14 protein-coding genes, 2 tRNA genes and 3 rRNA genes are annotated in these 25,933 nt (G+C 68.0%); 8 read left to right on the forward strand and 11 right to left on the reverse strand.

The genetic code is table 11. The features are described 5' to 3' along the window. Positions 1-47: 47 nt before the first annotated feature. The 4 genes from rrf to tyrS all read right to left on the reverse strand — a co-directional run bounded on the left by rrf (position 48) and on the right by tyrS (position 7,290). Positions 48-164: ribosomal RNA gene (gene rrf, locus ASG88_RS15235) — 5S ribosomal RNA — on the reverse strand. 200 nt (positions 165-364) lie between these two features. Next, a 23S ribosomal RNA gene (locus ASG88_RS15240) occupies positions 365-3,467 on the reverse strand. A gap of 372 nt (positions 3,468-3,839) precedes the next feature. Continuing rightward, a 16S ribosomal RNA gene (locus ASG88_RS15245) occupies positions 3,840-5,354 on the reverse strand. The 16S, 23S and 5S rRNA genes sit together here, the layout of an rRNA operon. Positions 5,355-6,024: 670 nt before the next feature. Next, complete coding sequence (tyrS, locus tag ASG88_RS15250) at positions 6,025-7,290, reverse strand: tyrosine--tRNA ligase (protein ID WP_056888309.1); 1,266 nt, start codon at positions 7,288-7,290, stop codon at positions 6,025-6,027. Between the two features lie 89 nt (positions 7,291-7,379). Between tyrS and ASG88_RS15255 the strand changes: the two genes are divergently transcribed. Beyond that, the gene (locus ASG88_RS15255) at positions 7,380-8,804 is read left to right on the forward strand and encodes a serine/threonine-protein kinase (protein WP_056888310.1); all 1,425 of its coding nucleotides are present in this window, start codon (positions 7,380-7,382) and stop codon (positions 8,802-8,804) included. A gap of 31 nt (positions 8,805-8,835) precedes the next feature. Continuing rightward, positions 8,836-11,232 carry an ATP-binding protein gene (locus ASG88_RS15260; RefSeq protein ID WP_056888311.1) on the forward strand — a complete coding sequence of 799 codons (2,397 nt, stop codon included), beginning with the start codon at positions 8,836-8,838 and terminating at the stop codon, positions 11,230-11,232. 14 nt (positions 11,233-11,246) lie between these two features. On the opposite strand, the gene ASG88_RS15265 is transcribed toward ASG88_RS15260, so the two are convergent. Next, positions 11,247-11,320 (reverse strand) — tRNA-Ile (locus ASG88_RS15265). Between the two features lie 428 nt (positions 11,321-11,748). Here ASG88_RS15265 and ASG88_RS15270 point away from each other — a divergent pair. Both ASG88_RS15270 and ASG88_RS15275 read left to right on the forward strand, forming a co-directional pair. Further along, on the forward strand, positions 11,749-12,312 hold the full coding sequence (locus ASG88_RS15270) for a DUF1269 domain-containing protein (protein WP_056888312.1): 564 nt from the start codon (positions 11,749-11,751) through the stop codon (positions 12,310-12,312). A 71-nt stretch (positions 12,313-12,383) separates the two neighbouring features. Continuing rightward, positions 12,384-13,133 carry a thermonuclease family protein gene (locus ASG88_RS15275; protein ID WP_056888313.1) on the forward strand — a complete coding sequence of 250 codons (750 nt, stop codon included), beginning with the start codon at positions 12,384-12,386 and terminating at the stop codon, positions 13,131-13,133. A 6-nt stretch (positions 13,134-13,139) separates the two neighbouring features. On the opposite strand, the gene ASG88_RS15280 is transcribed toward ASG88_RS15275, so the two are convergent. After that, positions 13,140-14,168 (reverse strand): molybdopterin-dependent oxidoreductase, encoded by a 1,029-nt coding sequence (locus tag ASG88_RS15280; RefSeq protein WP_235534876.1) that lies wholly within the window; start codon positions 14,166-14,168, stop codon positions 13,140-13,142. A gap of 193 nt (positions 14,169-14,361) precedes the next feature. Next, entirely contained in the window at positions 14,362-15,336 is a 975-nt protein-coding gene (locus ASG88_RS15285) for a GNAT family N-acetyltransferase (protein ID WP_056888315.1), read from the reverse strand. Between the two features lie 61 nt (positions 15,337-15,397). Between ASG88_RS15285 and ASG88_RS15290 the strand changes: the two genes are divergently transcribed. From ASG88_RS15290 to ASG88_RS15300, 3 genes are all read left to right on the forward strand, one after another. Further along, a complete protein-coding gene (locus ASG88_RS15290) occupies positions 15,398-16,132 on the forward strand; it encodes a PIG-L deacetylase family protein (RefSeq protein WP_056888316.1) in 735 nt (244 codons plus the stop codon). A 92-nt stretch (positions 16,133-16,224) separates the two neighbouring features. Beyond that, a complete protein-coding gene (locus ASG88_RS23345; RefSeq protein WP_268791453.1) occupies positions 16,225-16,848 on the forward strand; it encodes a YdcF family protein in 624 nt (207 codons plus the stop codon). A gap of 194 nt (positions 16,849-17,042) precedes the next feature. Continuing rightward, the gene (locus ASG88_RS15300; RefSeq protein ID WP_200956470.1) at positions 17,043-22,496 is read left to right on the forward strand and encodes a peroxidase family protein; all 5,454 of its coding nucleotides are present in this window, start codon (positions 17,043-17,045) and stop codon (positions 22,494-22,496) included. A 99-nt stretch (positions 22,497-22,595) separates the two neighbouring features. Here ASG88_RS15300 and ASG88_RS23130 read toward each other — a convergent pair whose 3' ends face one another. After that, positions 22,596-22,763, reverse strand: coding sequence for a hypothetical protein (locus tag ASG88_RS23130; protein ID WP_157559767.1), 168 nt, complete (start codon positions 22,761-22,763; stop codon positions 22,596-22,598). A gap of 113 nt (positions 22,764-22,876) precedes the next feature. On the opposite strand from ASG88_RS23130, the gene ASG88_RS15305 reads away from it, so the two are divergent. Further along, positions 22,877-23,272: a phage holin family protein gene (locus ASG88_RS15305; protein WP_056888318.1), complete on the forward strand. Its 396-nt coding sequence runs from the start codon at positions 22,877-22,879 to the stop codon at positions 23,270-23,272. A 58-nt stretch (positions 23,273-23,330) separates the two neighbouring features. Here ASG88_RS15305 and ASG88_RS15310 read toward each other — a convergent pair. From ASG88_RS15310 to dnaG, 3 genes are all read right to left on the reverse strand, one after another. Then, positions 23,331-23,406, reverse strand: a tRNA-Asn gene (locus tag ASG88_RS15310). Positions 23,407-23,455: 49 nt separating this feature from the next. After that, positions 23,456-23,959, reverse strand: coding sequence for a hypothetical protein (locus ASG88_RS15315; RefSeq protein WP_056888319.1), 504 nt, complete (start codon positions 23,957-23,959; stop codon positions 23,456-23,458). Then, a complete protein-coding gene (dnaG, locus tag ASG88_RS15320; RefSeq protein ID WP_056888320.1) occupies positions 23,956-25,860 on the reverse strand; it encodes a DNA primase in 1,905 nt (634 codons plus the stop codon). Before dnaG ends, ASG88_RS15315 begins: the two co-directional genes overlap by 4 nt. Positions 25,861-25,933: the final 73 nt, after the last annotated feature.

Genomic DNA, 25,933 nt, shown 5'->3' on the forward strand with positions numbered 1-25,933 from the left:
AAATGGGAAAGAGGGGCCGCCTGGTGGCGGCCCCTCTCCCAATGTATGTCCGGCGGCGTCCTACTCTCCCACAGCCTCTCGGTTGCAGTACCATCGGCGCTGAAAGGCTTAACTTCCGGGTTCGGTATGGGACCGGGTGTTTCCCTTTCGCTATGGCCGCCGTAACTCTGGCGGAACACACACACCCCGTGATGCTTCGTGGGGGGTGTTCCAAGCTCTTGGTGTTTCGTATTCAGTTAACAGTCGGGTTCCCTGGCATTGACCAGTGTTGACCTACAAACGCCCCGATGGGGTGTGTGGTCTGGGAACTACATAGTGGACGCGGTCACCGAAAAACCAGTGTGTGATGTGTTTTGAACGGTGTTGGGACAAGCCCTCGGCCTATTAGTACCGGTCGGCTAGGCATTGCTGCTGTACACCTCCGGCCTATCAACCCCATGTTCTGTGGGGGGCCTTACCCCATAACGGGTGGGAAACCTCATCTTGAAACGTGCTTCCCGCTTAGATGCATTCAGCGGTTATCACTTCCGAACGTAGCCAACCAGCCGTGCCCCTGGCGGGACAACTGGCACACCAGAGGTTCGTCCATCCCGGTCCTCTCGTACTAGGGACAGCCTTTCTCAAGTTTCCTGCGCGCGCGGCGGATAGGGACCGAACTGTCTCACGACGTTCTAAACCCAGCTCGCGTGCCGCTTTAATGGGCGAACAGCCCAACCCTTGGGACCTACTCCAGCCCCAGGATGCGACGAGCCGACATCGAGGTGCCAAACCATCCCGTCGATATGGACTCTTGGGGAAGATCAGCCTGTTATCCCCGGGGTACCTTTTATCCGTTGAGCGACGTCGCTTCCACATGCCGACGCCGGATCACTAGTTCCGACTTTCGTCCCTGCTCGACATGTCTGTCTCACAGTCAAGCTCCCTTGTGCACTTACACTCAACACCTGATTGCCAACCAGGCTGAGGGAACCTTTGAGCGCCTCCGTTACATTTTAGGAGGCAACCGCCCCAGTTAAACTACCCATCAGGCACTGTCCCTGATCCGGATTACGGACCTAGGTTAGACATCTAGTACGACCAGAGTGGTATTTCAACGTTGACTCCACACTCACTGGCGTGAATGCTTCACAGTCTCCCACCTATCCTACACAAGCCGAACCAAACACCAATACCAAACTATAGTAAAGGTCCCGGGGTCTTTCCGTCCTGCCGCGCGTAACGAGCATCTTTACTCGTAGTGCAATTTCGCCGAGTCCATGGTTGAGACAGCGCCCAAGTCGTTACTCCATTCGTGCAGGTCGGAACTTACCCGACAAGGAATTTCGCTACCTTAGGATGGTTATAGTTACCACCGCCGTTTACTGGGGCTTAAATTCTCCGCTTCGACTTGCGTCTAACAGGTCCTCTTAACCTTCCAGCACCGGGCAGGAGTCAGTCCGTATACATCGTCTTACAACTTCGCACGGACCTGTGTTTTTAGTAAACAGTCGCTTGGGCCTGGTCTCTGCGGCCCTTCACGCTTCCCCACGCAAGGTGGTTCACGCTCCGGGCCCCCCTTCTCCCGAAGTTACGGGGGCATTTTGCCGAGTTCCTTAACCATGGTTATCTCGATCGCCTTGGTATTCTCTACCTGATCACCTGAGTCGGTTTGGGGTACGGGCGGCGCATAGCTCGCTAGAGGTTTTTCTCGACAGCATAGGATCACCCACTTCACCTAACGGCTCCGTGTCACATCTCAGACATATGGAATCCGGATTTGCCTAGATCCCGTCCTACATGCTTACCCGTGGACTACCATCGCCACGGCTGGGCTACCTTCCTGCGTCACCCCATCGCTTGACTACTACCAGATCGGGTCCCACGCTCCACCAGATCGCCTTCCCCGAAGGGTCGGTCAACCTGGCTTAGGGTGGTTAGCATCACCGGGTTCGTCATGGGCGCTACTTTGCCGGTACGGGAATATCAACCCGTTGTCCATCGACTACGCCTGTCGGCCTCGCCTTAGGTCCCGACTTACCCAGGGCAGATTAGCTTGACCCTGGAACCCTTGATCATTCGGCGGACGTGTTTCTCACACGTCATTCGCTACTCATGCCTGCATTCTCACTCGTGTGGCCTCCACACCTGGATCACTCCGGCGCTTCACTGCCCACACGACGCTCCCCTACCCATCCACACACCTGAACACCGATCAAGTCGATGCTAGATACACGCGTGAATGCCATAGCTTCGGCGGATGACTTGAGCCCCGCTACATTGTCGGCGCGGAATCACTTGACCAGTGAGCTATTACGCACTCTTTCAAGGGTGGCTGCTTCCAAGCCAACCTCCTGGTTGTCACTGCGACTCCACATCCTTTTCCACTTAGTCACCGCTTAGGGGCCTTAGCTGATGGTCTGGGCTGTTTCCCTCTCGACTACGGAGCTTATCCCCCGCAGTCTCACTGCTGCGCTCTCACTTACCGGCATTCGGAGTTTGGCTAACGTCAGTAACCTGGTCGGGCCCATCGGCTATCCAGTGCTCTACCTCCGGCAAGAAACACGCAACGCTGCACCTAAATGCATTTCGGGGAGAACCAGCTATCACGAAGTTTGATTGGCCTTTCACCCCTATCCACAGGTCATCCCCTCAGTTTTCAACCTAAGTGGGTTCGGTCCTCCACGTCGTCTTACCGACGCTTCAACCTGCCCATGGATAGATCACTTCGCTTCGGGTCTTGAGCGCGCTACTGAATCGCCCTATTCGGACTCGCTTTCGCTACGGCTTCCCCACACGGGTTAACCTCGCAACACACCGCAAACTCGCAGGCTCATTCTTCAAAAGGCACGCCGTCACCCTTACAGGCTCCGACGGATTGTAGGCACACGGTTTCAGGTACTATTTCACTCCCCGCCAGGGGTACTTTTCACCTTTCCCTCACGGTACTTGTCCGCTATCGGTCATCAAGGAGTATTTAGGCTTAACGGGTGGTCCCGCCAGATTCACACGGAATTTCAGGGGTTCCGTGTTACTTGGGGTAACGCTACGGAGCTTGTGTTTTACGTCTACGGGGCTATCACCCTCTACGGCCCGGCTTTCCAACCGGCTTCAACTTCCACACAAGTTTCTTACTCCGTGCAGGTACGGCAGCACCTGCCAAGCGGCCCCACAACCCCCCATACGCAACCCCTGCCGGGTATCACACGTACGAGGTTTGGCCTCATCCGATTTCGCTCGCCACTACTCTCGGAATCACTTTTGTTTTCTCTTCCTGTCGGTACTGAGATGTTTCACTTCCCGACGTTCCCTCCACACACCCTATGTGTTCAGATGTGGGTAACTGGACATGACTCCAGCTGGGTTTCCCCATTCGGACACCCCCGGATCACAGCTCGGTTGCCAACTCCCCAGGGCTTATCGCAGGCTCCTACGTCCTTCATCGGCTCTTGATGCCAAGGCATCCACCATGTGCCCTTCATAGCTTGTCTCAACAACGTCAAAACAAATCACTACAAAAGATTAATTAATGCTCGCGTCCACTATGCAGATCTCAAACAACAACCCCACCAACCCCCCACACGCCACCAACAGGTGACAAGCAGGGCAAAGGGAGGAACCAGAACCACCACTCCMCCACCACACACGCCGAAGCGCTMGAGCGGGAGGCCTGATGCTTCAGGACCCAACAGTGTGCCAACCCAACCCCCACCAACCAGACCCAACGTTCCACGCCCCAGCAAGCTGGAGTAGTACTAGCCAGACCCGGCCCRTGAAGGCCAAGCATCATCGACGATTCCACTAGTGAGACACCACCAACGCTGGACAGACATTCGCTGCCAGTCAGGGTGTGTGCTCCTTAGAAAGGAGGTGATCCAGCCGCACCTTCCGGTACGGCTACCTTGTTACGACTTCGTCCTAATCGCCAGCCCCACCTTCGACGGCTCCCTCCACAAGGGTTGGGCCACCGGCTTCGGGTGTTGCCGACTTTCATGACGTGACGGGCGGTGTGTACAAGGCCCGGGAACGTATTCACCGCAGCGTTGCTGATCTGCGATTACTAGCGACTCCGACTTCATGGGGTCGAGTTGCAGACCCCAATCCGAACTGAGACCGGCTTTTTGGGATTCGCTCCGCCTTACGGCATCGCAGCCCTTTGTACCGGCCATTGTAGCATGCGTGAAGCCCTGGACATAAGGGGCATGATGACTTGACGTCATCCCCACCTTCCTCCGAGTTGACCCCGGCAGTCTCCTATGAGTCCCCACCATGACGTGCTGGCAACATAGGACGAGGGTTGCGCTCGTTGCGGGACTTAACCCAACATCTCACGACACGAGCTGACGACAGCCATGCACCACCTGTACACCGACAAAAGGGGCCTCATCTCTGAGGCTTTCCGGTGTATGTCAAACCCAGGTAAGGTTCTTCGCGTTGCATCGAATTAATCCGCATGCTCCGCCGCTTGTGCGGGCCCCCGTCAATTCCTTTGAGTTTTAGCCTTGCGGCCGTACTCCCCAGGCGGGGCGCTTAATGCGTTAGCTGCGGCACGGAATCCGTGGAATGGACCCCACACCTAGCGCCCAACGTTTACGGTGTGGACTACCAGGGTATCTAATCCTGTTCGCTCCCCACACTTTCGCTCCTCAGCGTCAGGTAATGCCCAGAGAACCGCCTTCGCCACCGGTGTTCCTCCTGATATCTGCGCATTTCACCGCTACACCAGGAATTCCGTTCTCCCCTGCATACCTCTAGTCTGCCCGTATCGGAAGCAAGCACTGAGTTAAGCCCAGTGTTTTCACTCCCGACGCGACAAACCGCCTACGAGCCCTTTACGCCCAATAATTCCGGACAACGCTCGCACCCTACGTATTACCGCGGCTGCTGGCACGTAGTTGGCCGGTGCTTCTTCTGTACCTACCGTCACTTTCGCTTCGTCGGTACTGAAAGAGGTTTACAACCCGAAGGCCGTCATCCCTCACGCGGCGTTGCTGGATCAGGCTTCCGCCCATTGTCCAATATTCCCCACTGCTGCCTCCCGTAGGAGTCTGGGCCGTGTCTCAGTCCCAGTGTGGCCGGTCACCCTCTCAGGCCGGCTACCCGTCGAAGCCATGGTAGGCCATTACCCCACCATCAAGCTGATAGGCCGCGAGCACATCCCCCACCGAAAAACTTTCCACCCACAACCATGCAGTCAAGGGTCATATCCGGTATTAATCACCGTTTCCGGTGGCTATCCCAAAGTGRGGGGCAGATTACTCACGTGTTACTCACCCGTTCGCCGCTCGAGTACCACCGAAGTGGCCTTTCCGCTCGACTTGCATGTGTTAAGCACGCCGCCAGCGTTCGTCCTGAGCCAGGATCAAACTCTCCATCGAAAAACAAACCCCACACCAACCCAAAGGCCAGCACAGGAAAAGAGAGCCACATCCCCTAGCATCGAACAATCACTGACAAATATGTCAGAAATTATCGTTAACCAAAGAAACCACCACCACAACTTCAAAAGCTAGGAAAAGAGAGCCACATCCCCTAGCATCGAACAATCACTGACAAATATGTCAGAAATTATCGTTAACCAAAGAAACCACCACCACAACTTCAAAAGCYATGGTGACGGGGCATAACAAACTAATTCGTCGACTATGACACACTGTTGAGTTCTCAAACATCAGACGCATTACCGTGCTGCAACCAACTGGCTACGAGCTGCGGTGGCTTGTCCAACATTAGGCGGTGTATTTCCGGCGATGCAAATCGCTGGCTTTTCCCGCCTGTCCGCAGCGTTACGATCTGGTTTGCTCTGCACTCAGTGCGGAGCCGCCTCGATCGAGGTGGTGCGGTCGGTCTGCCCGGGGCCGGAAGCCCGGCCTTCTGGCCTTGCTCCCCGCCGCTCCCTGGCGACGAACAGAACATTAGACCGGACCCCACGATCGCGCAAATCGAAACCGTGTGACGGGGCGCACAATCACGTTTCCGCAGGTCAGAGGCCCTTTTGGGCGTGGACACGTGCGTGTCGCGCCCGTCAGGACCGGTGCTGCAGGCCCCTCAGACCACCTCGACGCCCGCGAAGTTCTTCTTGCCGCGGCGCAGCACGAGCCACGTACCGCCCAGCAGGTCGGCCTCCGACGGCACCCGGTCCGGGTCCTCGACGCGCTCGTTGTTGAGGTAGGCGCCGCCCTCCGAGACGGTGCGACGGGCTTCGCCCTTGCTCTTGGCCAGGCCGGCCTCGACGAACAGGTCGACGACGGTGGGCATGGCCGCACGGGACACCGACGCACTCCCGGCTTCGCGCACGGCGGCCGCAAGGGTCGACGTACTGATCGAGTGCAGGTCTCCCCCGCCGAAGAGCGCGGCGGCTGCGGCCTTGGCCTGCTCGGTCTCCTCCGCCCCGTGGACCAGCGTGGTCACCTCGTCGGCGAGGCGGCGCTGGGCGGCCCGCTTCCACGGCTCGTCGGCCGTCTGCTTCTCCAGCTCCTCGATCTCGTCGCGGGACAGGAAGGTGAAGATGCGCAGCATCTCCGCGACCTTCTCGTCCTCGACGTTGAGCCAGAACTGGTGGAAGGCGTAGGGCGACATCATCTCTGCGTCGAGCCACAAGGCACCGCCCTCGGTCTTGCCGTACTTGGTGCCGTCGGCCTTGGTGACCAGGGGCGTCGCGAAGGCGTGCGCCTGGTTGCCGGTGGCGCGCCGGATCAGCTCGGCTCCTCCGGTGATGTTGCCCCACTGGTCGGACCCTCCGAACTGGAGCGTCACCCCGTGGTCGCGGTTGAGCGCCATGAAGTCCATCGACTGCAGCAGGACGTAGGAGAACTCGGTGTAGCTGATCCCCGAGTCCAGACGGCGCTTGACGGTGTCGCGCGCCAGCATCCGGTTGACCGGGAAGTGCTTGCCGATGTCTCGCAGGAAGTCGATGACCGACAGCGAGGCCGTCCAGTCGTAGTTGTTGACGACGGTCGCCGCGTTGGGCCCGTCGAACGAGACGAAGCCCGAGACCTGGGTGCGGACCCGCTCGGTCCAGTCCTTGACGGTGTCCAGGCTGTTGAGCGTGCGCTCCCCCGAGTCCTTCGGGTCGCCGATCATGCCGGTGGCGCCGCCCACGAGGATGTACGGCGTGTGGCCGGCGTCCTGGAGCCGGCGCGCGGTGACGAGCTGGACGAGGTTGCCCATGTGCAGGCTGGGCGCCGTCGGGTCGAAGCCGACGTAGAACCGGACGCTCCCCTCACCCAGCGCCTCGCGCAGGGCGTCGATGTCGGTCGAGTGGGCGACGAGTCCTCGCCAGGCCAGCTCGTCGAGGACGTTCGGGGTCGACACGTGGGGTCCTTCCGGTGGGGGTTCACACCTAGCCTGCCAGACGGCGTCCCCACCTAGCATGTGTGATCTCCCCTGATGGAAGGCATGACGTGATCGCAGGCAGGTACACCCTCGAGCGCGAGATCGGTCGTGGCGGCACCGGTGCCGTCCACCTCGGTCGCGACGAGGTGCTCGGGCGACCCGTGGCCCTCAAGCGGATCGGGATGATCCCCGGGGCCGACGCTCCCGACCTCGCCCGTGCCGAGCGCGAGGCTCGACTGGCCGCGATGCTCAACCATCCCCACGTCGTGGGCGTCTACGACCTCGTCGTCGAGGACGACCACCAGTGGCTCGTCATGGAGTACGTCGAGGGCGAGACCCTGGCGCAGCGGATCCGGCGGGTGGGGCGTCTCGGGCACGCCGACGCGGCGTCGTTGATGTGGCAGGCGGCCGACGCCCTCGCGGAGGCGCACGCCCACGACGTCGTGCACCGGGACGTGAAGCCCTCGAACATCCTGGTGACCGCCGCGGGCCAGGCCAAGCTGACCGACTTCGGCATCGCGCGCGCCCAGGCCGATGCGAGCCTCACCCAGACCGGTCTCGTGACGGGCTCCCCCGCCTACCTCGCCCCCGAGGTGGCCTCCGGGTCGACCGCGACGGCCGCGAGCGACGTCTGGTCCCTCGGGGCGACGCTCTTCCACGCCCTGGCCGGGCGACCGCCGTACGACGTGGGCGAGAACCTCATCGGCGGGCTCTACAAGATCGTGCACGAGGACCCGCCGCGTCTCGACGACGCCGGACCGATGGCCACCGTGCTCGAGCACACGATGGTCCGCGACCCCGCCCAGCGCTGGACCATGGTCCAGGTCCGGGACCACCTCGACGCCCTGCGCCGCGGTGAGACGCCGACGCAGGTGGTGCCCGTCCCCGTCCCCGCGCCCGTCCCCCCTGCGTCCGAGGACTCCGCGGCGACGGCCGCACGCCCGACGACCCGGACCACCACGATCGCGCCCACGCCCCGGTCGGCCCGACGCCGCCGCTCTCCGCTCCCCTGGCTCGTCGCCCTGGCGGCCGCGGTCCTGGTGGGGATCCTCGTGGTCGCCGCGCTCCAGGACGATCCCGAGCAGCCGACCGCCGGCACCGACCCGTCCCCCTCGGAGACGACGGGGTCGCAGGAGCCGACGCAGGAGCCGTCGCAGGAGACGCCGACCGAGGAGGCGACCCGGCCGGCGACCCAGCGCGAGATGACCGAGTTCATCACCACCTACCTCTCCACCGTCACCTCGGACCCGGAGGCGACCTTCGAGATGCTGACGCCGGAGTTCCAGGCGGCCAGCAACGGCTTCGAGGGCTACTCGGGCTTCTGGGGGACCGTCGAGTCCGCGACGCCGCGCGACATCAGCGCGGACCCCGAGTCGCTCACGGTGACCTACACCGTGGACTACGTCATGCAGGACGGCGGCCAGAACACCGACGACGTGTCCTTGCAGCTGGTCCGGCAGGACGACACGTACCTCATCGCGGGGGAAGCCTGACGTCGTGACCCGGCCCTCCTAGAGTGCAGGGGTGGCGGACGAGGGGAACGGCATCGACGACGCGTGGTACCGCAGCATCGTCGAGGAGTCCCCGGACGGCATCTGGGTCTTCGACCTCGAGGGCCGGACCATCTACGCGAACGCCGCCGTCGCCGGGCTCGTCGGGATCGACCCGGCCGAGGTCGGGTCGCTGTCGATCCTCGACACGCTCGACGACGAGGGCCGGGCCCAGTTCCGGACGCACCTCGCCGCGCTCCGGGAGGGCCATTTCAACCCGACGGACGTCGAGTGCCAGTGGGTACGACGGGACGGCAGCACGCTGTGGGTGCTCGTGCGGGAGAGCGCCGTGCACGCCGCGGACGGCACCCTGACCGGTGTGCTGCACCGGGTCAGTGACTACTCGCAGCGGCGGGCGACCCTCACCGAGCTCACCCAGGCGCGTGCCGAGCTCGCCGAGAAGGTGTCGCAGTACGACCTGCTCCAGGGCGTGGCCAGCGCGGCCAACGACGCCAACAGCCTCGTGCAGATCCTGGGCCGCGGCCGGGACCTGCTGCTCCTGATGGACGACTGGGAGCGCGCGGTCGCCTTCCTGGTGCAGGGCGGCACCCTCACCCGCCTGCACCCCGTCGCCGACGAGCGGGAGCACGAGGTCGCCGACGACGAGGCCCATCCCGAGCGGGCCACCCGGGAGCTGGCCGTGGCGACGCGAGCGGCGCGCAGCGGCGTACCGGAGTGGGACGAGGACCGTGTCTCCCTGGCCTTCCCGATCAAGCACCTGGGTCGGGTGCACGCCGTCGGGGTGATGACCGCGACGCCCCCGCTGGAGCAGTTCGAGCTGATCGAGGGGATGGTCGCCCACGTCGTCCAGCAGCTCGAGCACGTGCTGGCCCGCGAGCTGGCCGAGCTCTCGCTGGCCGAGGCCCGCGACGCCGCGATGGCGGCCTCCCAGCAGAAGTCGGACTTCCTGGCGACGGTCAGCCACGAGATCCGGACCCCCCTCAACGGGGTGCTCGGCCTCGACGACCTGCTGCTCCGGACCCGGCTCGATCCCGAGCAGCGCCGGCTCGCCGACGGCATCCGCACGTCGGGGCAGCTGTTGCTCTCGCTCATCAACGACATCCTCGACTTCAGCAAGATCGAGGCCGGGCGCGTGGTGCTCGAGCAGATCGACTTCGACCTGCGGGCCGTGCTCGACCAGGTGGCCGGACCGATCGGGGGCGTCGCCGCCGCCAAGGGCCTGGACTTCTCCCTCACGTACGACGCGAGCGCACCGGATGTGCTCCGCGGCGACCCCACCAAGGTGAGCCAGGTCTTCGCCAACCTCGTGACGAACGCCGTGAAGTTCACCGAGCGCGGGAGCGTCCACGTGACGGTGCGAGCACACCGGCTCGGCGATCTGTGGCGCCTCACGGTCCGCGTCGACGACACCGGCATCGGCATCGACACCTCCACGACCGACGTCTTCGCGCCCTTCCGCCAGGCCGACTCCTCGACCACCCGGATGTTCGGCGGGACGGGGCTGGGGCTCGCCATCTCGCGGGAGCTGGCCCAGGCCATGGGCGGCGACGTGGGTTACACGAGCACCGCGGGCAGAGGGAGCAGCTTCTGGTTCACCGGGATCTTCCGCCCCGCGTCCGGGGCGGACCCGGTCACCCTCGCCGGGGCGGTCGCCCCGGAGCCGTCGGTGCCGGTGGCCCCGCTGCGGGTGCTCGTCGTCGAGGACAACCGGGTGAACCAGCTCGTCGCCACCGGCATGCTCACCGCTCTCGGTCACGCGGCGGACACCGCCGAGGACGGGCTCGCGGCGCTCGCGGCGCTGGACGACGCGTCGTACGACCTGGTGCTCATGGACGTGCAGATGCCGCGGATGGACGGCTACGCGGCCACCCGGGCCCTGCGGGCACGCGAGGGCGACGGGGAGCGGACGCTGGTGATCGCGATGACCGCCAACGTCGTCGCCGGGGAGCGCGAGCGGTGCCTGGCCGCGGGCATGGACGACTTCCTCACCAAGCCGGTCGACCTCGAGCACCTCACGCGCACCCTGGCCCACTGGTTCGCCGGCGAGGGAGCGCTCGACCTCGCCCGCCTCGACCTGCTGCGCGACATGGACCCCGACGACACGTCGTACCTCGAGCGGGTGACCGGGCGGTTCGAGGAGACCACCGCGTCGGCGGCCGACGACCTCCGCTGTGCGGTCGAGGCGCGGGACCCCGACGCGCTGCGTGCCCACGCGCACAAGCTCGCGGGCGGCGCGGCCAACCTCGGCGCCGTCGAGGTGGTCGCCCTGGCGCGGGAGCTCGAGGCCCTCGGCGACGCCGGTACGACCGCCGGGGCCGCGCCGCTGCTGCCTCGCCTCGCCACCGCGCTGGACCGGGCGCGAGCCGGGATCAGGGCCTACCGCGAGCGGTGGCTGGGGTCCGCGCCGTAGGACACGGACCGTCGTAGGGCGGGTGGGGCTCGAACCCACGACCCAAGGATTATGAGTCCTCTGCTCTGACCGACTGAGCTACCGCCCCGCGTTCACTGTCCCGCAGGTCGGACGCCGTCCTGAGCGTCCCCTTCGGGTCCAGTCGGAGTGGTCGACACGTCGTCGGTCCGCCGACAGTCCGCACGGGTGGCGAGCGCGACCTCTCCGAGCCGGTCGACGTAGACGTGCGCGTCGCCCGGGTAGAGGGACCATATCGGTCCAGCGTGACGGCGACGGAGGCGTGCCCCCACATGGCGGGGAGAACCGTCGGCGGGGCGCCGTGCTCGATGTGGGCGAGGCGCAGGTGGAGCGCAGGTCGTGGGTCGGAGCTTGTCGCCGCACAAGCCCCCAGGCACTCCTCGACCACGGCGCCACCCGACCACTGACGAGCTCGCAGGCGACCGCCCCACCCGGACCGGGTGAGGCCGTCGAGGTCCTGTCGTTCGACAGTGAAGGCCCCACCAACAAGGAGCGCCCATGTCAGACGACAGCAACACCCCCGACCGGGAGATGAAGGCTGCCGCCGTCTCCGACGGTGCCTACACCCTCCTCGTCGCCGACTTCAGCGACACCAGCACCGCGTGGGAGGCGTACGAGGCCCTCAAGTCCGTCGAGGACGGCCGCACCGTCGAGATCGAGGGCGTCATCGTGGTCAACCGCTCCACCGACGGCACGCTGGAGATCCAGAAGGCCACCGACCACAGCACGAAGTCCGGGCTCAAGTGGGGCGTGGTCGGCGGCATCGCGCTAGGCGTCATCTTCCCACCCTCGATCCTCGGCAGCGCCGCGGTCGTCGGCTCCGCCGGTGCGCTCGCCGGCAAGCTGCGCCAGCGCCACCACCACGGCGAGCTGGAGCAGCAGCTCGAGAACGCCATCCCACCCGGGCACTCCGGCCTGCTCGCGCTGGTCTCCGACCCCGGCGAGGTCAAGATCCGACGAGCGCTCGAGCGGGCCGAGGCCATCGTCGAGTCCACCATCGCCAAGGTCGAGGCCGACGACATCAAGGCAGCAGCCAAGGAAGCCCAGGAGAGCGACTCCTGACCGGGGAGCAGCGCTGAGCAACTTGCGGGTTCGCCGGACGCAGGCACCCCGACCGGGTGAGCATTCGACCCATGAGCCGCCTGCCCACCACCCTCACCCTGCTGCTCGCCGTCACGCTGTCGACGCTTGCCGGGAGCGTCGTGCCCGCGCAGGCGTTCGTCGACAAGGACTGCACGGACTTCGCCACCCAGGCCGAGGCACAGGCGTTCTTCCTGGCGGCCGGGCCGGGCGACCCGCACCGTCTCGACGCGGAGGGCGACGGACTGGCCTGCGAGTCGAACCCCTGCCCGTGCACGGGGTCCGCGCCGGTGCCTCTCGTGGGGCAGACGACCAGCCCGACGCCTACCCCGACACCTACCGCGACGGAGACGAGTGACACCGGCGGCTCCGTCAGCAGCGGTCCCGTCCAGCGGCACGCCGGCGTGGTCGTCAAGGTCACCGACGGCGACACCCTCAAGGTCCGCGTACGCGGCGTCGGGGTGCGCGACGTACGCATCCTGGGCATCGACACCCCCGAGGTCCACGGCCAGCGCGAGTGCGGCGGCGCTGACGCCTCGGCACGGATGTCCCGCCTGGCGCCGGTCGGCTCACGCGTCGTGCTCGTCTCCGACGCCAGCCAGGCGGACCGGGACCGCTACGGGCGCTGGCTGCGGTACGTCGCTCGCGCCGGCCGCGACGTCGGCAAGGCGCAGGTCCGTGCCGGGCTCGCGACGACGTACGTCTACCAGGGCAACCCCTTTGCCCGCACGCGGGAGTACCGCCGCGTCGAGGCCCGCGCCGAGCGGACCGGTCGGGGCAGCTGGTCGCGCTGCTGGTCCTGACCGGGGTCAGGCCACCCGCACCGGGTGGCGCACCACCGCGTCGAAGAAGTAGCCGTTGTCGTTGTACGCCGCGACGAGCGGCTGCGTGCGGCCGGCCGCGTCGATGGCGCGAGCGAGCAGCTCGTGGCTGCCCGGACGGGGACGGGCCCACTGGATCGACCACCGGGTCCAGCCCTGGTCCTGCCGTCCGGCGCGGTCGAGGACCGCAGGTCGCCACGACCGGCCGCCGTCGAGGCTCACGTCGACCCGACGGACGGGTGCCGCGCCGCTCCACGAGCGCCCGGTCAACCGCACGGGCTCGGCCGGCAGGGTCGCATCCCAGGCGAGCTCCCAGGCGGAGCGCACCGGGTTGACGTCGAGCGGGGGCGCGTCGGCCGGGAAGTCACCGCCGGTCATCCGGTACCACTTCGTGTTCCAGGGCGAGGTGAGCTCCGTGGTGGAGACCTCGAGGGAACCGAGCCACTTGATGCTGGCGATCCCCACCCATCCCGGGAGCACGAGTCGCAGCGGGAAGCCGTGGTCGGGGAGCAGCGGGTCACCGTCGACGCCCCACGCCAGGAGCGCGTCGTCGAGCGCCTTGGTGACCGGGAACGGTCGGCGTACACGGCCGTGGTCCACTCCCCCGGTGACGTAGGGGTCGTCGAGGCCCGTCGCCTGGATCGTGAGCGCCCGCGGGTCCAGCCCGACGGCCGCGAGCACGTCGCGCAGCCACACGCCGTCCCACCGGACGGTCCCGACGGAGCCGAGCGACCACGGCGTGCCGGCGGCGGGCTGCCCCTGCTGTGCGGCGAAGAAGCGGCGGCCGTTGCCGGTGCACTCGTGCACCGCGGTGAGCGACGCCTGCGGCAGGGTCTTCAGCTCGGCCAGGGAGATCGACACCGCCCCGCCCTCCGCGCGCGGGGTCGCGAGGCCGTCGCCGAAGATCCGCAACCGGTACGACGACGCGTCGATCGTCGGCGTCGACGTGTGGTTGCGCACGAAGAGGCGCTCCTGCGTGGTGCGGTAGCGGCGCGGGTCGACCGACTCCCAGCGCATCTCCGCGTTGGTGCCGAACGGCACGAACCACGCGGGCGGGATCGGCTTGAGGATGGGGCCGGTCGTGCCACGGCCAGCGAGGGACGCGCCACGGCGACGGCAGCGGCCGCCGAGGTGAGCGTGAGGAAGCCGCGGCGGCTGAGGGAGGCACTCGTCATGCCTCGTACTTTAGATGATCAAGTCAATCATTTCACTACACATTGCCGTCCGAGAGCTGCATCTCGTGCATCCGCTCGACGGCGCGGTAGCCGAAGGCGGTGTTGGTGCGGTACATCGCGTGGTTGTCGGGGTCGGTCCAGGTGTGGATCGCCACGCGCTCGGGGTGCTCGGCCAGCACGATCCGGAGCGTCGCTGCCTTGAGGGCCGCGCCGAGGTGGCGGCCGCGGTGCTCGGGCATCACCAGCGTGTCGTCCTGGATGGCGTGGTCGGTCCCGTGGCCGAGGTAGGTGAGCGAGTAGCCGCCGAACACGCCGTCCTCGCGCCGCCGGGCCGCCGCGACGATCGAGGAGTAGGAGCGTCCGGTGCGCTCCTCCCCCACCCGCAGCCGCTCGACGGTCATGTCCACCGGCTCGAGGTCGAGCTCGCCGACCGGCACGTCGTGGTTCATCCGGGTCCGCATCTCGCAGTAGGCGTCGACGTGCTCGTCGGGGCACCGGTCGCGCCAGGTGACGATCTCGTAGCCGCCGGGGTCCACCGCCGGCGGGGTCGCGGGCAGCGGGAGCAGCAGGTGGTCCTCCTCGTGCATGCTCCGGTAGCCCAGCCCGGTGGCGAACGCGAGCCCCGGCGAGTCCACACCCGGGACGGCGTACACCTCGCCGCAGGCGCTCGTGCGCCCCTCCGCTCCCCGGAGCCGGCTGGCCCCCTCGTGCAGGGCGCGACCCACCCCGCGACGGCGGTGCGCGGGCAGCACCGAGATCTCCAGGTCCGCGAGGTGGGTGTTGTCCTGGAGCGAGAACCCGAGGTCCGCGGACCCCACCACCTCCCCGTCGACGACCGCGACGAGCGGGAGGTAGCGGCGGTAGGCGCTGGGGTTGCGCCACGTGTTGAGGAGCGCGTCGTACGTGCGGGTGACGGCGTGCGGACGGTCGTGGCGGGCCACCGCCTGCTCGACGTCGTGGAACGCGCGGGTCGCGGCGTCGTCGTGCACGTCGAGCTGCTGGATCTCCATGCGCCCATCTGACCGCGTCGGGCCGGTCGCCCGCCACCGGTTTGAGTGCCATGCTCGACGCATGACCGACGTCGAGCAGCTCCCCGAGGACTGGCAACGCGCGCTGTGCATCGTGGCGCACCCCGACGACCTGGAGTTCGGTGCCGCGGCCGCTGTCGCCCGCTGGACCGGGCAGGGCAAGGAGGTCGCCTACTGCATGGTGACCAGCGGCGAGGCCGGCATCGACGGGATGCATCCCGACGAGTGCCGGTCGGTCCGCGAGGCCGAGCAGGTCGAGTCCGCGCGCCTCGTGGGGGTCTCGACCGTGGAGTTCCTGGGCCTGCCCGACGGCATCCTGGAGTACGGCGTACCGCTGCGGCGCACCCTGGCGGAGGTGATCCGCCGGCACCGTCCCGACGTCGTGGTCACCGGCAACTTCCGGGACACGTGGGGCGGGCAGTCGCTCAACCAGGCCGACCACATTGCCGTCGGTCGCGGCGTGCTCGACGCGGCCAGGGACTCCGGCAACCGGTGGATCTTCCCCGAGCAGCTCGACGGTGCCCTCGAGCCCTGGGGCGGCGTCCGCGCGGTGTGGGCCTTCGGCTCGCCCGAGGCCCGGCACGCGGTGGACACGACCGGGACCTTCGACGCCGGAGTGGCCTCCCTGGAGGCCCACCGCGCCTACATCGACGGCCTGGGCTGGGAGCACTTCGACCCCCGCGAGTTCCTCGAGGGCATGGCCCGCCAGACGGGCCAGGGCCTCGGGGTCGCGTTCGCCGCGCCCTTCGAGGTCTACCCGCTCGGCTGGGGCGACTGATCGCCGCTCCGTCCCGGACGTCGCTCGACGCGCTCGGCGTCGCGTCCGCCTGGCTGGCCCGTCGCGACCCGGAGGCCCTCCCCGACGTCGTGGTGCTGTGCGGCAGTGCCGTGCTGCGCTCCCTCGACGTGGCGGCCGACCTGATGGCCGAGCACCCGCGGGCCCGGCTCGTCGTCACGGGCGGGCGGGGCCACTCGACCCCCACCCTCTTCGCCGCCGTCCGGTCGTGGGGCATCGCCGACGACGGCTCGTCGGAGGCCGCGGTGCTCGCCGCACTGCTGGTGTCCCGCCACGGTGTCGACGCCGGACGGATCACCCTCGAGGAGGCGTCGGCGCACTGCGGAGAGAACGCCAGCCTCACCGCACCACTCCTCCCCGACGGCCACGCGGTGGTGGTCCAGGACCCGACGATGCAGCGCCGGACGCACGAGTCCTTCCTCCGCGCGCTGGCCGGTCGCGACGTGACGATCTCGAGCCGCGCGCCCTTCGTGCCCGTCGTGCGTCCCGACGGCGGGTACGACGACGCGGGACACCGCGCGTGGGGCATGGACCGCTTCGTGGACCTGGTCCTCGGAGAGCTGCGGCGGCTGCGCGACGACGAGCGGGGCTACGGACCGCGCGGCACCGGCTTCATCGGGCACGTCGACGTGCCGCCGGAGGTGGAGGCCTCGGCGCGCCTGCTCGGCGAGGCGTTCCCGGAGGCCGCCCGGGGCTGAGCCCGGACACCACCCCAAGCGGACAGCAAGCGGGGAGGTGGACCTTGTGAGCCTCACGTCCTCTCTCAAGGTGGTGCCTCATGAGTCGGATCCTGCGCAACGCGCCTGTCTCGGAACCAGACCCCAGACGGTCCGGTGCGGGAGGCCCACCCCGGCGGCGGTCAGGGAGTGGTCGCTTGCGCAGGTGGGTGTCGGTGGGAGCCGTCCTGGCCATCCCGGCGTCGTTCATCCTGCCCGTCACCCTCGCGCCGGCGGCTGACGCCGCCGCCGCGGAGGTCGGACAGGGCTTCACGGTGTCGCCCTCCGACCTCGCCTTCATCCTCAAGCAGATCAAGATCGCCGAGAAGCACGTCGCCGACACCACGCCGGCGACCGGCGCCTGTGGGGCCCTGCGCTCCCAGCTCGCCAGCCCGCTGGTGTCCTTCGGCCTGCGCACCGTCGACGGGTCGTGCAACAACCTGGTCGCCGGCAAGGAGCGCAGCGGCGCCGCGGACGAGGAGTTCCCGCGGCTCGCCGCACCCGTCTTCAAGCCGGCCGAGGACGCGCCGGCCGCCTTCGGAGGTGGGAGCACGTCGTACACCCAGAAGACGGGCAACGTCTTCGACACCCAGCCCCGCACGGTGAGCAACCTGATCGTCGACCAGACGTCGACGAACCCGGCCGCTATCGCCGCGGCGGGTTTCCCGGTGCGCACCCAGGGCAACCCGGGCGTCGTACCGTGCACGACGGACCCGGACCCGCTGGCCGACCCCCCGATCGCTGCCGTCCCGACGGACTGCACACCGTCCTTCGAGACGCTCTTCATCCCCAACGTGACCACGGACGTGGGCCTGTCCCCGCCGTACAACTCGCTGTTCACGCTGTTCGGCCAGTTCTTCGACCACGGCGTCGACCAGACGGTCAAGGGCGGCGGCACGGTCTTCGTCCCGCTCAAGGACGACGACCCGCTGGTGGCCGGCAAGGACCACAGGTTCGGCACCGTTGACGACCTGAACCCCAACCTGCGCTTCATGGTCCTCACCCGGGCGAAGAACCAGCCCGGCGCGGACGGCGTCATGGGCACCCCTGACGACGTCCAGAACGCCGACAACACCGACTCGCCGTGGGTGGACCAGAGCCAGACCTACACCTCGCACGCGTCCCACCAGGCGTTCCTGCGGGAGTACACCCCCAACGCTGCGGGACGACCGGTCCCCACCGGCAAGATGCTGGGTGGCGTGCTCGCCGCTGACGCGGTGGCCGGTGTCGACTCCGGCATGGCCACCTGGGCCTCGACGAAGGAGCAGGCCGCGACCCTCCTCGGCCTGCAGCTCACCGACAAGGACGTGCTCAACGTCCCGATGCTCGCCGTGGACGCCTACGGCAACTTCGTCCCCGGACCGGCCCGCGGCCTGCCGCAGTACGTCACCGACTCGGGTCTCGTGGAGGGCGACACCGCGTCACCGGTCCCGGTGCCGAGCGACGTGAAGTACTTCGACACGCCGTTCCTCACCGACATCGCGCACAGCGCCGAGCCCACGGCTGCCGCACTGGCCGTCGGGCCGGACAGCAACACCACCGCGGGTGAGCAGCTCGACGTCACCGTGCCCGCCGGGTCGTACGACGACGAGCTCCTCGACGCGCACTTCATCGCCGGCGACGGTCGCGTGAACGAGAACATCGGGCTCACCGCCATCCACCAGGTGTTCCACTCGGAGCACGACCGACTGGTCGACGACATCAAGAACACGCTCGCCACCGACACCACCGCCAGTGGCGTCGCCGCTCTCGCGGAGTGGCAGTCGACGGCGGGGGCGGACGGGTGGAACGGCTCGCGGCTGTTCCAGGCGGCGCGCTTCGTCACCGAGATGGAGTACCAGCACCTGGTCTTCGAGGAGTTTGCGCGCAAGGTGCAGCCGGGGATCAACCCCTTCGAGCCCTTCGCCTTCACCCAGACCGACCTCAACCCTGCCGTGCGCGCGGAGTTCGCCCACGCGGTCTACCGGTTCGGGCACTCGATGCTGACCGAGACCATCTCGCGTCGCAACGCGGACGGTAGCGACAACGACATCTCGCTGCTCGACGGCTTCCTCAATCCCCCGGCCTACACGGACGGTGGGAGTGCGGGCACGTTGAACGCCGCTCAGGCGGCCGGCAGCATCGTCATGGGCATGACGGACCAGACCGGCAACGAGCTCGACGAGTTCGTGACCGACACGCTGCGCAACAACCTGCTCGGCCTGCCCCTGGACCTCGCCAGCATCAACATGACGCGAGCACGGTCCGAGGGCGTGCCTCCGCTGAACGTCTTCCGTCGTGACGTCTTCGCCAGGACGAACGACGGCCAGCTCAAGCCCTACACGAGCTGGGTGGACTTCGGTGAGAACCTCAAGCACCCCGAGTCACTGGTCAACTTCGTGGCGGCGTACGGCCTGCACCCGACGATCCTCAGGGACGTCGACGGGCCTGACCAGATCCTCGTCGACGACCCGACCACGGCCGTCGACGAGTCGGCCGACAACGACGGCCCGGCGACGCTGAAGTCCCGAAGGGCCGCCGCGACCCGGCTCGCCAACCCGGTGCTCGGCGACACCGAGACCCCGGCGGACGCTGCTGCCTTCATGAACAGCACGGACGCCTGGGCGAACAGCGGCAGTCGCTCCATCACCGGTCTCGACGACGTGGACCTCTGGGTCGGCGGCCTCGCCGAGACGACGACTCCCTTCGGGGGCCTGCTCGGCACGACGTTCAACTACGTGTTCGAGAACCAGATGACCGACCTGCAGAACGGTGACCGGCTCTACTACCTGGCCCGGACGCCCGGCATGAACCTGCGCGCCCAGCTCGAGGGGAACTCCTTCGCCGAGCTGATCGAGCGCAACACGGACGGAACCCACACCCTCAAGGCGGACGTCTTCGCCACGTCGGACTGCAAGTTCCAGCTCGCGAACCTCGCGGGGACCCCGGCCGGCTTCACGCAGTTCGGGAACACGGTCGCCAACGACCCGACCACGGAGTGCGACGAGACGGCACTGCTCATCCGCCAGCCCAACGGCACGATCCAGTACCGGGCACGCAACACCGTCGACCCGCCCGGCATCAACGGCCAGAGCGTCTACAACGGGACGAACAACGTCGACCGCATCTATGGCGGCAACGACAACGACACCTTCTGGGGCAACCTGGGCAACGACATCATCGAGGGCGGTGGCGGAGCCGACGTGGCGCTCGGTGGCGAGGGCAGCGACATCATCACCGACCTCGCCGGTGACGACGTGCCCAAGGGTGGTCCGGGCAACGACGCGATCGACGCCGGGCCCGGTCTCGACATCATCATGGGTGGCAACGGCAAGGACTTCACGAACGGTGGGGCCAACGCCAACGAGACCTTCGGTGGCGCCGGTGACGACTTCATCATGCTGGGCCAGAGCCTCGACGCAGCATTCGGTGACAGCGGCCACGACTGGGAAGAGGGCGGTGACCAGCCGGACCTGATGCAGGGTGACAGCGGCAACCTCTTCTTCCTCGACGACTCGCAGGCTCCGGGCTCGGACGTCCTCATCGGCCAGGGCGGCGATGACGACTACGACATGGAGGGTGGCGACGACATCGGCGTCGCCGGTCCGGGCATCGAGAAGGTGGCGGCCGCCTCCGGCTACGACTGGCAGATCGCCGGCAGTCCCGGTCAGGGCGACCCGATCGCCCAGGACCTCGACCTGGCCCTGCCGATCGCACCGCTGGACATCCTGCAGGTCGGTGTCCGTGACAAGTTCAACGAGGCCGAGGCCCTCTCGGGAGGGGTGCTCGACGACATCCTGCGGGGTGACGACGTGGTCCCCAGCGCCGTGGGCGGCGGAGGCTTCATCGGCTGCGACGCGCTCGACCAGGACGGCCTGGACCGGATCTCCGGTCTCGACGACCTGGTGCCGCCGCTGGCCACACCGCGCACCGCCGTGGTCGCGGCATCCGCCTCCAACGACTGCCCGATCCTCAGCGGCACCAACGTGTGGGGCGACGGCAACATCCTCCTGGGTGGTGCGGGCAACGACCTGATCGAGGGACGGGGCGCCGACGACATCATCGACGGCGATGCCTACGTCAACGTCAGGCTCAGCGTCCGGACCAACCCGGCGGACGCCTCGACCGAGATCGGTACCACCGACCTCATGGAGAACCCCTACCTCACGGGAAGCACGACGACGCTGCAGGAGGCGGTCTTCAACGGGACCGTCGACCCGGGCAACATCGTTCTGGTCCGCGAGGTGCTGCCCAGCACGGGAGCCAGCGACGACACCGCGTTGTTCTCCGGTCCTCGTGCGGACTACGACGTCACCTTCGGGGCCACCAGCATCACGGTGGCACACACCCGGGGGGCGGCGACCGACGGGACGGACACGCTGCGCGGCATCGAGAAGCTGCAGTTCTCCGACACCACCATCACCCTGCTCACGCCCGCGGCCCCGGCCGCTCCCACGGCGGTCGCAGGGAACGCCTCGGCGACGGTCACCTTCGCCGCCCCGGCGGCCAACGGTGGTCCCGCACCGACCAGCTTCACGATCGTCGCCACACCGGCGACCGTGAGCGCGACCACCCCGGTGGTCACGGTGACGGGCATCGCGGCGCCGGGCAGCCGGGTCGTCACGGGCCTGGTCAACGGCACGGCCTACACCTTCCAGGTGCAGGCGGTGAACGAGTTCGGTCCCGGGGCCCTGTCCGCGGCCTCCAACACGGTGACGCCCACCGCTCCGGTGGTCACCACGGTCCCGGGGGCACCCACCATCGGGACCGCCACGGCCGGCAACGCCTCGGCCACGGTGACCTGGACGCCTCCCGCCAGTGACGGCGGCTCGGCGATCACGTCGTACCGCGTGCAGGTGCGGGTGGGGACCACCCTGATCCGGACGGTGACCGGCATCGCCCCGACGGCGACCAGCACGGTCGTCACCGGGCTGACCAACGGCACCGGGTACAACTTCCGGGTCCGGGCGGTCAACGCCGTGGGCGTGGGAGCACTCTCGGCGGCCAGCAACACGGTGACCCCGCAGGCCGCCACGACGGCACCGGCAGCCCCGACCATCGGGACGGCCACGGCCGGCAACGCGTCGGCCACGGTCCGGTGGACCGCCCCCGCCGACAACGGCGGTTCGGCGATCACGTCGTACCAGGTCGTGGTGAGGACCGGGACCACGGTGGTCAGGACTGTCACCGGCATCGCAGCCACGGCGACCAGCACGGTGGTCACCACGCTGACCAACGGCACCGCGTACAACTTCCAGGTGCGGGCGGTCAACGCCGTCGGCCCGGGTGCGTTGTCCGCAGCCAGCAACACGGTCACCCCGACGGCGGTCACGGCGACGGCGCCGGGAGCTCCCACGATCGGGACCGCGGTGGCCGGAGTGGCAGGAGGAGCGATCACGGCGACCGCCAACTGGGCGGCGCCGGCCAACACCGGCGGCTCGGCCATCACCGGGTACCGCGTGTTCGCCCTCCGGATGAGCGCCGCAGGCGCGGTGCTGCAGACGACCCAGTCGGCAGTGCTCGCCTCGACCGCCCGCTCGCTGGTGATGACCCTGCCGCAGACCGGCAACTACCGGTTCCAGGTGGTCGCCATCAACGCGATCGGCACCAGTCCGAGATCGGCCAGGTCCAACCTGGTCGCAGGGAGGTAGCCGGCGACACGACAAGGGCACCGGAGGCGAGGGACCCGCCTGACCTGCACGCAGGTCAGGCGGGTCCTCCGCGTTCCCGGACGGGCACGAGGTCCACTGTCAGCCGTCGCGGAGGAGCAGGTACGCCGACACGTACGCCGCCAGCGCGGCGGGCAATGCCTCGAAGTGCTCCGTGAGGGCCAGCGCGACCACCGTCGCCGCGCCGACCAGGGGAAGCGCGGCAGGCAGGTCGGTCGCCCCGCCCCCCGCCTCTCCCTGCCCGCTCATGGAAGTAAGTCTACTAACTTGCTCTTGTTGAGGCGAGGGGCCTCGCTGGAGGGCCGAAGGGTCACCCGAATCGGCCCACCCCGCGCGGCCGTCGCCGCCCCTAGGCTGCCGCCATGATCCGGTTCCTGGTGCGCACAGCCATCTTCATCGTCTCCGCGGCCGTCGGCCTGCTGGTGACCGCAGCCGTGGTGGACGGCTTCGACGTCACGGCCAGCGGGTTCCTCACCGCGGTCCTGATCTTCGCGGTGATCCAGAGCGTCCTGTCGCCCTTCATCGCCAAGGTCACCGCCCGCAACGCCGCGGCGTTCCTCGGAGGGGTCGGCCTGCTCTCCACGTTCGTGGCGCTGTGGCTCACGACCCTCATCGGTGATGCGCTCACCATCGAGGGCGGTGCGACCACGTGGCTCGCCGCCACCGTCATCGTGTGGCTGGCGACGGCGCTGGCCACCCTGTTGCTCCCGATCATCCTGGTCAAGACCGGTGTCGAGGCGGCCCGCGCCCGCAACTGACCGACCGGAATGCAGAAGGGCCCCCGACCCGTGTGGTGACGGATCGGGGGCCCTTCGCTGGCTCCCCCGGTTGGACTCGAACCAACAACCCTCCGGTTAACAGCCGAATGCTCTGCCAGTTGAGCTACAGGGGACCGCTGAGCGGCGTGAGAACCCTAGCAAGCCCCCCGCGGCGTTGAGAAATCAGGCCAGCCCCACGTCGCCGCGGGCCGCGACGAGGGCCTCGGCCGCGGCGGTGCGCACCGCCGGGTCGCCGGGGTCGACACCCTCGTCGTACTCGTAGAGCCACTCGATCGGCGCGTCGCCCCGCGGGGCACGACGACCGATGACGCGTACGCCGCGGCGCCCGTCGATCGGGACGTGGCGCTGCAGCACCACACTCGCGGTGACGCGCTCGCGGACGAGCTCGAGCAGCCGGCCCGGCTCGGTGAGCGAGAGGTCGTGCTCGACGCGCTGCTCGCCCCACGAGCCGACGAGCGAGACGCGCAGGACGTCGGTGTCGGCATCCCAGTCGGCGGCCTCGACCTGCTCCCAGGGGATCCGGATGACGTCGCCGCCGACGTCGAGGTACAACGCGTCGCGGGTGCCCGCGAGGACCCCGTCATCGACGGTGCGACACCAGGCCAGCACGCGCTCCCCCGGGCCGACGACCAGGTCGGGGGCGGACGAGCGCCGCAGCGACCTCACTGGGCCGTCACCTGCTGGTCACGCAGGGTGCGGCGGTGCTGCTCGAGAGCGACCAGCTCGCCGAACATCTTGTTGTAGTCGGCCTGGTGCTCGACGGGGTTGGTGCGCTGGAGGCGCGACTTGAGGTCGGCGATGCGCCGCATCGTGGTGAGCTCCTGGAGCCGGTAGACGTGCTTGGCGACGTAGGCCGCCTCCGGCGCGGCCGGCGTGAGGACCGGCTCGACCCCGAGCTCGGAGATGGCGGACGAGACGTGCGGGTCGGCCACTCCGGAGCGCAGCCGCGTGCTCCAGCCGTCGTCGCCGGCGGCCGCCGCCGGTCCGCCTGCCGCCGCGACGGCCTCCCAGACCGCACGGTAGACGGGGTGGCTGAAGTCGTCGGGCCCGAGCCCGTTGATCACCCGGCCCGTCGAGCCGGGGTGCTGGATGACGATCTTGAGCGTCTCGCGCTCGATGGAGAAGCGCGGGTCGCGCAGGCTCGGCAGCTGGGGTCGCTGCGGGGCCGGGGCCGCCTCCTGCTCGGGCGTCGTACGCCGGGAGTCCTGGCGCGAGTCGCTGCGGGCGGTGCCGGGCGCGGGCCGGTTGGCGGCGCGGCGTACCTCCGCACGGGCATCTTCGACGTCGACTCCGATCATCCCGGCGATCTCGCGGGCGAAGGCATCGACCTTGGACTTGTCGCGGATGCTCGAGACCAGGGCGGCCGCCTCCCGCAGGGCGTCGACCCGGCCGTCGGCCCGGTCGAGGTCGTACTTGGTCAGCACGTTGCCCATCACGAAGCGGTAGAGGGGCTTGCGCGTGGCGATGAGCTCGCGCACGGCGGCGTCACCCTTCTGCAGGCGCAGGTCGCAGGGGTCGAGGCCGTTGGGCTCGACGGCGACGTAGGTCTGGGAGACGAAGTTCTGGTCGCCGCCGAAGGCGCGCAACGCGGCCTTCTGCCCGGCGGCGTCGCCGTCGAAGGTGAAGATCACCTCGCCTCGGAACTCCTCGTGGTCGTGCAGGAAGCGCCGCAGCACCCGGGCGTGGTCGTCGCCGAAGGCGGTGCCGCAGGTGGCGACGGCGGTCTGGACGCCGGCCAGGTGGCAGGCCATGACGTCGGTGTAGCCCTCCACCACGACGGCCTGGGAGGACCGGGCGATCTCGCGGCGCGCCAGGTCGAGGCCGTAGAGGACGGTGTTCTTCTTGTAGATCGGCGAGTCGCCGGTGTTGAGGTACTTGGCGTCGATGCGGTCGTCGTCGAAGATGCGCCGCGCGCCGAAGCCGATGGTCTCGCCACTCCCCTCGCGGATCGGCCAGAGCAGCCGGCCGCGGAACGCGTCGTAGTGGGAGCGGCCCTGCTTGACGAGCCCGGCGGTGACGAGCTCCTCGTTGGTGAAGCGCCGACCGCGCAGGTGGCGCAGCAACGCCTCGCCGTCGCGCGGGGCGAAGCCGACACCGAAGGTCTCGGCGCTGGCCTGGTCGAAGCCCCGCTGGCCGAGGAACTGCCTCGCGACCAGGGCGTCGGGGGTGGCGAGCTGCTCGGCGTAGTACTCCTGGGCGATCTTGTGCGCCTCGATCAAGCGGCCGCGGGCGGGGCCGCGCGGGCGCTCCGCCTCGTCTCCGTCCTCGCGGCGCAGGACCACGCCGTACTTGTCGGCGAGCCGCTCGAGGGCCTCGGCGAAGGAGAGGCCGTCGATCTTCATCAGGAAGGAGATGACGTCACCGCCTTCCTGGCAGCCAAAGCAATGAAAGAATCCGCGCGAGGCGTTGACGTTGAAGGACGGGGACTTCTCGTCGTGGAACGGGCACAGGCCCTTGAGCGACCCGCCACCGGCGCGCTTGAGCGTGACGTACGACGACACGACGTCGTCGATGCGCGCCTTCTCGCGTACTTCGGCGATGTCGTCGTCGCGGATCCGGCCTGCCACGTGGCGGAGTCTACGTCCGCACAGCGCGCCACCCCCACGGGTGCGGCCCAGTTCCCATCCGGCCCGTCCTGGG

It is taken from the genome of Nocardioides sp. Soil777 (genome assembly GCF_001428425.1).
Taxonomy (GTDB): Bacteria; Actinomycetota; Actinomycetes; order Propionibacteriales; family Nocardioidaceae; genus Nocardioides; species Nocardioides terrigena.

Excerpts from the sequence above, each read along its gene's own strand:
- ASG88_RS15270 (WP_056888312.1), top strand. The coding sequence starts at position 11,749 with ATGTCAGACGACAGCAACACCCCCGACCGGGAGATGAAGGCTGCCGCC.
- ASG88_RS15275 (WP_056888313.1), top strand. The coding sequence starts at position 12,384 with ATGAGCCGCCTGCCCACCACCCTCACCCTGCTGCTCGCCGTCACGCTG.
- ASG88_RS15280 (WP_235534876.1), bottom strand. The coding sequence starts at position 14,168 with ATGCGCTGGGAGTCGGTCGACCCGCGCCGCTACCGCACCACGCAGGAG.
- ASG88_RS15285 (WP_056888315.1), bottom strand. The coding sequence starts at position 15,336 with ATGGAGATCCAGCAGCTCGACGTGCACGACGACGCCGCGACCCGCGCG.
- ASG88_RS15290 (WP_056888316.1), top strand. The coding sequence starts at position 15,398 with ATGACCGACGTCGAGCAGCTCCCCGAGGACTGGCAACGCGCGCTGTGC.
- ASG88_RS23130 (WP_157559767.1), bottom strand. The coding sequence starts at position 22,763 with ATGAGCGGGCAGGGAGAGGCGGGGGGCGGGGCGACCGACCTGCCTGCC.
- ASG88_RS15305 (WP_056888318.1), top strand. The coding sequence starts at position 22,877 with ATGATCCGGTTCCTGGTGCGCACAGCCATCTTCATCGTCTCCGCGGCC.